Raw genomic sequence first — 9,963 nt, forward strand, 5'->3', positions numbered from 1 at the left:
GGGTGAGGCGGTCCCCTCGTCTCGCGGGTCAGGGATCCGGTCGGCGAAGGTACCACCACGCGACATCACACCAGCAGTCGAGGTGTATGGCCCCCAGATGGGGGGATGCTGGGGCTCGGGTGCCGCGCGCCGTCAGTGTACGCGCGACCGCGCGTGTCGGCGAGGATCTCGATACGCGGCGCAACGGCGGCCATCCGACCTCGAATCCACGGTCCCAGACTCGTCCACGGGATCCGGGCCTTCTCGCGTGCCGATCGGCTCGGTCTAATCGGGTGCGGGGTCAGCGATCGCTGGTCTCCCTTCGAGTTCGGCGGGCTACGACCCAGGCCTGCGCGGCGAAGATCACTGCTGGGAGACCTGCTGCGACGGCAACGGTGGGCAGATCGGATTGCGCCTTGCTGATCGTGAACGCGGCGAGGATCGCGACGTCCAGCACGATCGTGGCGATGGGTAGCCAGCGCTGCGCGTTGATCTTGTCGCGCAGCCGGCGAAGCACTCCCCACTGCACGGCGATGTCCATCGTGAGATAGAGGAAGACCCCCAGTGCCGCGATGCGGCTCAGGTCGAGTACCGCGGTGAGGATGATCGCGGCCCCGGCAGTGATCAGCAGCGGCTGGTGCGGCACCCGCGCCGGCAGGGAGGGGGCTTGCTTCATCTCCTGCAGCATCCCGTACAGGCGCGACACCGAGAACAGGCTGGCGAGCAGTCCGGAGAGGGTCGCGATCACCGCGATCGCGACAGTGATGCCCACGCCCCACGCGCCGAACACCGGGTCTGCTGCTTCAGCGAGGGCGTAGTCGCGGGCATCGATCGCGCCGGACGCCCCGATGCTCGCACCCACCGACAGAGTGATCAGCAGATACAGCACCGCGCAGATCACGATCGAGATCGTGATGGACCGGGCGATGTTCCGCTTGGGGTGTGCCAGGTCATCGCCCTGGTTTGTGATCGTCGTGAAGCCCTTGTACGCGAGCACGCACAGCGCGACAGCGGCGATGGCGCCGAGGATGCCGTCGCCGCTGTCGGAGCTGTGTGAGAAGAACCCGGCGCCGGTGGCGGCCGCACCGATGAGACCGGCCGCTGCGAGGACCGCGATCCCGACGATCTTCAGGACCGCGGTGACCAGCGCGGAGCGTTCCACGAGCTGGTTGCCGACGAGGTTCACTACAGCCGCGGCCGCGATCGCGATGATGCCCAGCAGCGGCACCAGCACGGCGGAGTCCTGGAGCCCGAAGGGTCGCAGCAGGTAGGTGCCGAACGTGCGGGCGAGGAGGCTCTCGGCGACCACCATCGACACGTACATGAACAGCGAGAACGACCCAGCGACCACGCCCGGGCCATACGCGTCCTTCAGCAGCATCGCGATGCCGCCCGCCGACGGGTTCACGCTCGAGTACCGTGCGTAGGCGTAGGAGCTGACACCTGCGACGGCGGCGCCGGCGATGAACGCGACCGGGAACCAGTCGCCGGCGAGTCCGGCGACCTGCCCGACGAGTGCGAAGATCCCCGCGCCGATCATCACCCCGGTGCCCAGCGCCACCGAGCCGACGAGGCTGATCTTCGCGGACTGCTCGCTCACGTGCGCCTCCCGACTCGCAGGTCCCGGGTCACTGGTCGCCGCCGAGGAGCCGGAGCCCGCTGTCGTCGGCCACGGCGATCTCTCCCGACGAGGTGAGAGCGACCGCCTGCGCCTGGCCGTCCGCACTGCCGACTTCGGTCCACGATACGGCGGCGTCCGCGCTCGTCCAGATGGTGCCCTCGGCGTCGACTCCGACCAGGGTCGAGTGGTCGGGGGATGCCGACAGCAGATACAGCGCCGGCGCATCGGTCACGGGCGCGAAGGTGGCCGCCCCGTCCACGCTGAACAGAACCCCGCCGGGGGTGGTGGCGTAGACGGTGCCGGTGTCGTCGACAGTGAGCGCGTACGCGGAGATGTTCGCGCCCGCTGCCGTCCAGGTCGAACCGCCGTCGGTGCTGGTCAGCACAGCAGGCTCATCTGTGGAGAGCCCGTACAGGGTGCCGTCGGGTCCGGCGGTCAGGGCGTGGAAGTCCTTCTCGCTCGTGTACGCGATGGGTGACCAGGACTGGCCGGCCCCCGCCGCGTTCGACGTCGCGCTCATCTGCTGCCCGTTCGGCATGTCGTCATCATAGCCTCGCTCGGCCGGCCAACCGCTGGCCCACGGCCAACGCATGATCCGGCGGGTCTCAGAACGCCGTGGACCCGGTGATGACCGGGCAGCGCGTCTCATCCGCCTCTGAGAACACGCGAGCGCTCGTTGAACTCGTCCGTGTCGATCTCGCCGCGCGCGTAGCGCTCCTCGAGGATCCGCTGAGCCGACGACACCGCAGGACCAGGCGACGCCTCACCGGTCGTCGGAGGGGCGGAAGCTGCAGGCGATGTCGTACTGCGAGTGCTCAGCCGGACCGCCACGTACACCAGCAGCCCGATCCCGATCAGGATGAGAACAGCCCACAGCCAACCCCAACCCCAGCCCATTCCGAAGCCCATGTCGTAGCCGCCATCACCGTCATCCCACATCATCAGCACACCACTTCTTCCTCACGGGGACCGTGCCCCTCCCCTGCATGATCACCACCTATACCCCCGGCGGGTATCTACAATTCCAAGCTACGTCTCGCTGTGGCGGGGATGCGGGACCAAGGTCCCGGGCCCTGGCACGTCAACGCTCCCTCCGAACGGGCTTCCAGTTCCCCGCTGTCGCACGCGTCTCCTCGTCAGCCATCAGCTCGCCGAATGGATCGGCGCAGGTAGCAACGGGGCCCTAATCGCGCGCGTCTCCGCGCGTACGCGACCTTGTGGACGTCGGGGCTCGAGGGCACTGTTTTAGTAACGCTAAATGGCAGTTTCTCAGGTGCCGATGACGAGGGTGCTTGCAGCGGCCTCGATGACGTCGTCGGTGATCGTTTCAAGTTCGTTGATCTTGAGGACTCGTGCGACCTGTGGAAAGAGGCGCTCGAGTAACCGGAAGTTACCTCGGGTGATGCGCTCGATCGCGGCGATCGCTTGCGCGTCGGTGAAGTCCTCGGGATCGAGGGTGCGGCCGAGGCGTTTCCAATGGCGCGTGAGGACGAAGAGAAGCTCGTCGCGTCCTAGGTTTCGGTATCGGTGGGAGAATCCGAGTCGGCTGTATAGCTGCGGGTAGTGGCGGAAACGTTGGTCGATGCCGGGCATGCCGATGAGGATGATCGCGATGTGTTCTCGATCATGTCGGTCACGAAGGATCTCGAGGGCGGTCGCGGAGAGTCGTTCGGCTTCATCGATGATGAGGAGTTCTACCCATCGCCGGGAATCATGGCGATGACCAGGAGCGATGTCCCTACGGCCGCGGCAATGGGGAGGCCAAGGAAGGTGAGCGCGGGGACGATGAGGAACCCGCCGCCTGCGCCCAGGGCTCCCGTGAGCACGCCCACATCAAGTCCGGTGGCGACCGTTCGAATCGCTCGCGTGATCGGCCGCGTCTGACGAGGTTCGGTGGGCTCTCGTCGGCGCCGCATCATGGCGATCGCGGTGACGATCATGATCGCCGCGAACAGGCCGGTGAGCACAGGTTCCGGAAAGAACCGGCCGACCATCCCGCCCGCCACTCCCCCGAGCAGACCGGTCGCCGCGAAGACCGCAGCGACCCTCCACAGCACCTCGCGTCTACGGACGCGGAATGCGGTGGAAACCACGCTGGTGATGGCGACGACGAAGAGGGAGGAGACGATCGCCTCTCTCGTTCCGGTGCCGAGGACGAGGGTGAAGATGGGGACGGTGAGGATGGAGCCCCCGCCGCCGAGGAGCCCGAGTGCGACACCGACCAGGGCCGCGAGGATCATGGCGATGACGATGGACGTATCCACTCGAGCTCCCGAGCTTGGTCAGGCCGGGGCGGTCTGGGGTGCGGTGGCTGCGACCCAGGCGTTGTAGCTGCCTTCGATTTCGATGACGTCGTGCCCGGCGCGGCGGAGGGCGCTGGCGACGACGCTGTTGCGGACGCCGCTCTGGCAGTAGGTCAGAATCTTCCCGGCCGGCAGTTCGTCGGCGTGCCAGAGTGCTCGGCCTCCGGAGAGCTGCACGGCGTCGGGGATGTGTCCGGCGTTGTACTCGGTGCGGTTGCGGACGTCGAGGAGAAGCGCCGCGTCGACCTGGTCAAGGTCGGTCGGGGCGATCGTCTTAGGCTGCACCGTGGGCAGGCCTTCGAGGGTGGTGATGAACCCGTCGACCTGGTCGATGCCGACACGCAGCAAGTGGTCCCGGAACTGGGCTGCGGTGTTCGCTGAGTCGATGAGCAGCACAAGCGGGCGGGTTTCGGCCTCGGGGTTGTAGACCCACGCGCCGTAACTGGCTGCCTTCGCGACCCCGGGGACGTTCAGCGCGCCCGGCACGGTGCCCTCGTGGACAAGGGAGTGGTGGCGCGTGTCGACCACGATCACCCGGTCCGCCTCGATGCCGGCGCGAAGCTCGGGCGCGGAGTACTCGGTGAGCGGGGCGAGCTGGCCGCGCAGGGCCGGGCCGACACGATTCTGCCGCTTCATGCGCGCGAAGTACGCGTGCGCGTCAGGTTGATCGTTCAGCAGCGCGTCGATGAAGCCCTGCTCGTCGCCGGCCTCGAGGTAGGGCGCCCACCACGCGAAGCGGCGTTCGTAGCCGACCGTCGAGCTGGGGACCGCGCCGAGGGCTTTGCCGCACGCAGACCCTGAGCCGTGAGCCGGGAGAACCTGCACATAGTCGGGCAGGGTGAGGAACTGGTCGCGGAGGCTGGCGAACAGGTCACGCGCACCGTCGAACCGGGTATCGACACCGCTGGCGGCCTCATCGAGCAGGTCAGGACGTCCGACGTCACCGACGAATACGAAGTCTCCCGTGAGGACGTAGCCCGGCTCCGAGGAGGCGGCGCCGTCGGTGATGAGGAAGGACAGGTGCTCGGGGGTGTGCCCGGGAGTGTGGACCGCCTCGATGGTGATGTTCCCGATAGCGATGCGGTGGCCGTGCATCATCCGGGTGGCGTCCTGGAACCCGGAGCCGTACTGCCAGTCAGGGCCACCTTCGCCGGAGACGTACATCGTCGCTCCGGTGCGGGCCGCGAGCTCGCGGGTGCCGGAGAGGTAGTCCGCGTGGATATGGGTTTCGGTGACCGCAGTGATGGTCATGCCGTTCTTCGCGGCGAGGTCGAGGTAGACCTGCACATCACGGCGCGGGTCGACGACGATCGCTTCACCGGTGCGCTGGCATCCGATGACGTAGCTGGCGTGGGCGAGGTCGTCGTCATAAAGACGTTCGAGGAGCATGGGTCTGCTTTCGGTCGCTGTCAGTGAGCGCAGCTGCAGCGCTCGTCGTTGGGGATGCCCGCGAGGGCTTGTTCGATGTGCTGTCCGCAGCCGGCCCAGGTGGGCTTACCGCAGGTTGAGCAGGTGATCTGTGCGCACATAGGGGGTCCTTTTCAGGCGGCGGTGGGGGATTCGGCGATTTGCCGGCGCACGTCATCCATGTCGAGCTCGCGGGCCTTGCTGATCAGGAGCTCGAGCTGAGGTTCGGGGAGAGCGCCGGGCTGCTTGTAAACCAAGACGCCGTCACGGATGACCATGAGCGTGGGAATGGAGGTGATGCGGTTCGCCGTGGCGAGCCCGACCTCCGCTTCGGTGTCGACCTTCGCAAAGACGACGTCGGGGTGGCGCTCTGACGCGGCCTCGAACACGGGGGCGAACGCCCGGCAGGGCCCGCACCAAGCCGCCCAGAAGTCGACAAGGACGATGCCTTCGCTCGCAACCGTGCCGCCGAAGGTCTCGCCGGTCAGATCGATCGTGGCCATGCCCGTCACTTCCCGAACAGGCGGGAGAAGAACCCACCACGCTGCGACTGCGCGGCCTGGACCTCGCCGCGGGTGTGGTTGCCGTTACACCAGTCCGATGCGGGCACGCTCTTGCGGACGGCTGCGACATGCTGTCCGCATCCCGCCCACGTGGTCTTCCCGCAGGTCCGGCACTTTGTTGCTCTGCACATGTGATCCTCAATCTGTAATACCCCTGGGGGTATCAGTCCGGGGTGGACTCAGCATACCCCAGGGGGTATCGTGATTGTCAACTCCACGGAAGGAACGAGAATGAGCGCAACCGAGATCACCACTGAGCCGTTTGCCCACGACGCCGAGGCCAAGCGGAAGGTGGTCAACCGTCTCAAGCGCGCTCAGGGCCAGCTCGCAGCGGTCATCACTGCCGTGGAAAGCGACGCGCACTGCCGTGACGTTGTGCAGCAGCTCGCCGCCGTCTCCAAAGCCCTCGACCGGGCGGGCTTCCTCGTCATCTCGACGGCACTTCGCGACTGCATGACTGATCCCGATGCCGACGGCGTCAGCACCCCGGACGAGCTCGAAAAGCTCTTCCTCTCCCTGGCATGACCGACGCCAGACCCCTCGACCCTGAGCCCACGCAACCACTCCCCGCCGCGGCGCCGACCCCCGCGCTACCGCGCACCTACTGGCAAGACGAGATCTCCGAGCCGAAAGCCCTCGCCCGCCAGACCCTCGAAGCGTTGCGCACCTACCGGGCCGCAGAGGTCGCCATGCGCCGCCGCACGCGAGAAGCGATGTCGATGGCCGAAGACGAGATGCTCGCTCTACGCTTCCTCCTCCGCCGCGCGGATCGAACCGCACGACCCGCCGAGCTCGCCCACTACCTCGGCATCACGACCGCCGACACGAACGCACTCGCGGACAAGCTTCAGCGCGACGGACGCGTCGAACGCGTCGCCGGCTTCGCGATCAACCGCAGCGCATCGATCCGCGCCACCGACACGGCCGATGCCGAGGTCCGCGACACGCTGAACGGCATGCACCTCCGCATGTACGCCGCCGCGATGAAACTCACCCCAAGCCAACACCGGCACATCACCGGCTTCCTCGCCGCGATGACAGATGCGATCGACTCCGTAGACCCTCGGTAGAAATTCGCGCTCGCGAGCAGCCGGAAAACACGCCGAAAACGTCTGCCGCAAGACGGTTTTGATCCACGTTTCCGGCGGACTGTGGACGTCGGGGCTCGAGGGCACTGTTTTAGTAACGCTAAATGGCAGTTTCTCAGGTGCCGATGACGAGGGTGCTTGCAGCGGCCTCGATGACGTCGTCGGTGATCGTTTCAAGTTCGTTGATCTTGAGGACTCGTGCGACCTGTGGAAAGAGGCGCTCGAGTAACCGGAAGTTACCTCGGGTGATGCGCTCGATCGCGGCGATCGCTTGCGCGTCGGTGAAGTCCTCGGGATCGAGGGTGCGGCCGAGGCGTTTCCAATGGCGCGTGAGGACGAAGAGAAGCTCGTCGCGTCCTAGGTTTCGGTATCGGTGGGAGAATCCGAGTCGGCTGTATAGCTGCGGGTAGTGGCGGAAACGTTGGTCGATGCCGGGCATGCCGATGAGGATGATCGCGATGTGTTCTCGATCATGTCGGTCACGAAGGATCTCGAGGGCGGTCGCGGAGAGTCGTTCGGCTTCATCGATGATGAGGAGTTCTACCCATCGCCGGGAATCATGGCGCATGACGGATCCTGTCCCTTTGCCGATCGCTCGAAGGTGTTCGTCGATGCAGTGCCCCAGTCGCCCCTGGATGCGATCGATGTCGTGGAGGAGCTGGGCGGTTTTGGCGAGAACGGGTGGGGTGAAGAACAAGGTGCGGGCTCGGTGAGCTGCCGCGTAGTGTTCCGCATCGGCCGCGTCTCGAGGTCCCCATTCGGTGATGAACGGTTCAAGGGTGTCCCACCTGGCGTAGCGGCGAGCGGATTGGGTCTTCCCCACTCCCGCGTCGCCATGGCAGATGGGCGTGAGGAACGAATCGGTGACAACTGATCGTTAGTGCCGGGAGGCGCTGGCGGGGAGGATGTCATCATGCCCGGTCCCTATCCCAGAGAGTTCCGCGAGGACGTTGTCGCGGTCGCTCGGCGTCGTGAGAGCGGCGTCACCATCAAGCAGATCGCCACTGACTTCGGTATCAGCGAAGCGACGCTGCAGAACTGGCTCCGCCAGGCCGATGTCGAGGACGGCAACCGTCCCGGTCAGACTGCCGCCGATGCTGCCGAGGCTCGGGAGTTGAAGAAGCGGATCCGGCTGCTCGAGCAGGAGAACGAAGTGCTTCGTCGTGCGGCGGCGTATCTGTCGCAGGCGAACCTGCGGCTCGGTGGCTCCCCAAAATGACGTACCCGCTCGTATCTGAGCTCGCCGACGCGGGGATTCCCGTGACGGTGTCGTGCCGGGTCCTCAAGCTCGCAAGACAGCCCTACTACCGGTGGCGAAACGACCCGGTCCGGGACGCCGATGTGCTCCGCGCGTATCGGATCAACGCGCTGCATGACGCGCACCATGATGACCCGACGTTCGGCTACCGATACCTCGCCGACGAAGCTCGTCGAGCGGGGTGGCGGATGAGCAGGCGGACGGCGTGGAAGCTGTGCTCGCAGGCTGGGATCCTCTCCTCGGCGCAGCGGCGGCGACGCGGGAAGGGCAAGAAGGCCGGGCCGCCCGTGTTCGACGACCACGTCCAGCGGGTGTTCCGCGCTGATGCGCCGAACCGGCTCTGGCTCACCGACATCACGGAGCACTGGACCGCCGAGGGCAAGCTGTACTGCTGCGCGATCAAGGACGTGTTCTCGAACCGCATCGTCGGGTACTCCATCAGCGATCGGATGACCGCGAAACTCGCCGTCGACGCCGTCCGAAACGCCGTCGCCCGTCGGGGCGAGGTCGCCGGATGCATACTGCATGCCGATAGGGGCAGTCAGTTTCGGAGTAGGGCCATGGCCCGCGAGTTGCGCCGTCACGACATGGTCGGCTCGATGGGACGCGTCGGCGCCGCCGGAGACAACGCCGCAATGGAGAGCTTCTGGTCGTTGCTGCAAACGAACGTGCTCAACCAGCAGCGGTGGACGACTCGGCAGGAGCTGCGGCTCGCGATCGTCGTCTGGATCGAGCGGAAGTATCACCGCCAACGCGCCCAGGACACCCTCGGCGGCTTGACGCCGATCGAGTTCGAAGCCAAGCTAACCGAGCCGCTCACACTCGCGGCCTAAACCGAAACTGTCATCAGTTCGTTCCTCACGCCCATGCGCCACACGACAACCGTGTCGCCCTCCGTCGCGTATTCGAGGAGCTTCTTCATCCCGGACCGTTTAATCGCCGCTCGCGCGCCCGAGGTCACGTCCGAGAACACATCGCGCGCCTCCACGCCTGCCGCCATCAGCGCGTCGAGTTGGAGACGCGCATCCTGACTCACCGTGCTCACCCTCGTATACCCCAACAGCCTCATCTCCCCAGTCTGACTCGTAAACCCCAAATAGTCCACAAACCGAGACAAGAATCGTCGAGACGAGTTTCTGAGACCACTCACGGCCTCGAGACCGCGCGGGCGTGAACCTCGCAACGAGGCATGGGCGCCGTGGCTCGTTTAGCTTTAGCTTTTCGAGGCGGACCGCTGGTGCGGACAACGACGGGCTTACGGGAGCGGCTGTGGGATGACGTGGCAGATGCTGCGCTCCGAGCACGTCGCTGGATCCAGGGCCGAGCTGGTCGTCAGCATGCCCACGAGCTCTCTCTCGAGGCGGGCGAGTTCTTGTTGGCGGGCTCTGACTTCACCGAGTTTGCCAGTGAGTAGTGAATGCACGTGTGAGCACGGGGCCTGCCCATCCTCCCGGAGGGCGAGAACCCCGGCGATATCGGACAGCGTTAGTCCGGCGGTTTGAGCGGCGCGAATGAACCCGACCCGGGAAGCGACCCCGTCGTCATAGACCCGGTATCCGTTGCTTTGTCGGCTCGGGGCCGGCAGGAGGCCCTCGCGTTCGTAGAAGCGAAGGGTTTGAGTGCTGACGCCCGTGGCCGCGGCGAGGTCCCCAATGCGCATGTGACCATCACACCACTTGACCTTGTACCGGGCTGCAACGTTTACGGTCGTTGGATGGAGATCACGTTGCAGTACTTCGATGGG

The 9,963-nt window shown here is 66.1% G+C and carries 10 protein-coding genes and 4 pseudogenes; 3 read left to right on the plus strand and 11 right to left on the minus strand.

Going from position 1 to position 9,963, the window contains the following annotated elements; all coding sequences use genetic code 11:
* Nucleotides 1-280: 280 nt before the first annotated feature.
* The 8 genes and pseudogenes from AB0P29_RS13805 to AB0P29_RS13840 form a co-directional block, all read right to left on the minus strand.
* Complete coding sequence (locus AB0P29_RS13805; RefSeq protein ID WP_217532630.1) at nt 281-1,579, minus strand: APC family permease; 1,299 nt, start codon at nt 1,577-1,579, stop codon at nt 281-283.
* Between the two features lie 28 nt (nt 1,580-1,607).
* Nucleotides 1,608-2,138, minus strand: a complete 531-nt coding sequence (locus tag AB0P29_RS13810; RefSeq protein ID WP_217532632.1) for a hypothetical protein — start codon at nt 2,136-2,138, stop codon at nt 1,608-1,610.
* Nucleotides 2,139-2,245: 107 nt separating this feature from the next.
* A complete protein-coding gene (locus AB0P29_RS13815) occupies nt 2,246-2,542 on the minus strand; it encodes an SHOCT domain-containing protein (protein WP_217532636.1) in 297 nt (98 codons plus the stop codon).
* Between the two features lie 327 nt (nt 2,543-2,869).
* Nucleotides 2,870-3,310, minus strand: a pseudogene (locus AB0P29_RS13820) (AAA family ATPase); the annotation flags it as partial.
* On the minus strand, nt 3,295-3,840 hold the full coding sequence (locus AB0P29_RS13825) for a sulfite exporter TauE/SafE family protein (RefSeq protein ID WP_363380632.1): 546 nt from the start codon (nt 3,838-3,840) through the stop codon (nt 3,295-3,297). The gene AB0P29_RS13825 and the pseudogene AB0P29_RS13820, both read right to left, overlap by 16 nt.
* A gap of 42 nt (nt 3,841-3,882) precedes the next feature.
* Entirely contained in the window at nt 3,883-5,292 is a 1,410-nt protein-coding gene (locus tag AB0P29_RS13830) for an MBL fold metallo-hydrolase (RefSeq protein ID WP_363380615.1), read from the minus strand.
* 152 nt (nt 5,293-5,444) lie between these two features.
* A complete protein-coding gene (locus AB0P29_RS13835) occupies nt 5,445-5,813 on the minus strand; it encodes a thioredoxin domain-containing protein (RefSeq protein ID WP_194421522.1) in 369 nt (122 codons plus the stop codon).
* 5 nt (nt 5,814-5,818) lie between these two features.
* Nucleotides 5,819-6,004, minus strand: coding sequence for a hypothetical protein (locus AB0P29_RS13840; RefSeq protein WP_228479879.1), 186 nt, complete (start codon nt 6,002-6,004; stop codon nt 5,819-5,821).
* Between the two features lie 100 nt (nt 6,005-6,104).
* Between AB0P29_RS13840 and AB0P29_RS13845 the strand changes: the two genes are divergently transcribed.
* Both AB0P29_RS13845 and AB0P29_RS13850 read left to right on the plus strand, forming a co-directional pair.
* Entirely contained in the window at nt 6,105-6,398 is a 294-nt protein-coding gene (locus AB0P29_RS13845) for a metal-sensitive transcriptional regulator (RefSeq protein ID WP_194421521.1), read from the plus strand.
* Entirely contained in the window at nt 6,395-6,943 is a 549-nt protein-coding gene (locus AB0P29_RS13850) for a MarR family transcriptional regulator (RefSeq protein ID WP_363380620.1), read from the plus strand. Before AB0P29_RS13845 ends, AB0P29_RS13850 begins: the two co-directional genes overlap by 4 nt.
* Before the next feature lie 133 nt (nt 6,944-7,076).
* On the opposite strand, the pseudogene AB0P29_RS13855 reads toward AB0P29_RS13850, so the two are convergent.
* Nucleotides 7,077-7,805 (minus strand): annotated as a pseudogene (locus AB0P29_RS13855) (AAA family ATPase); the annotation flags it as partial.
* 69 nt (nt 7,806-7,874) lie between these two features.
* Here AB0P29_RS13855 and AB0P29_RS13860 point away from each other — a divergent pair.
* Nucleotides 7,875-9,052, plus strand: a pseudogene (locus AB0P29_RS13860) (IS3 family transposase).
* Nucleotides 9,053-9,084: 32 nt separating this feature from the next.
* On the opposite strand, the pseudogene AB0P29_RS13865 reads toward AB0P29_RS13860, so the two are convergent.
* Nucleotides 9,085-9,288, minus strand: a pseudogene (locus AB0P29_RS13865) (recombinase family protein); the annotation flags it as partial.
* 186 nt (nt 9,289-9,474) lie between these two features.
* Nucleotides 9,475-9,879, minus strand: a complete 405-nt coding sequence (locus tag AB0P29_RS13870) for a heavy metal-responsive transcriptional regulator (protein ID WP_100812218.1) — start codon at nt 9,877-9,879, stop codon at nt 9,475-9,477.
* Nucleotides 9,880-9,963: the final 84 nt, after the last annotated feature.

The organism is Microbacterium sp. NPDC080220 (assembly GCF_040686395.1).
Taxonomy (GTDB): domain Bacteria; phylum Actinomycetota; class Actinomycetes; order Actinomycetales; family Microbacteriaceae; genus Microbacterium; species Microbacterium gawkjiense.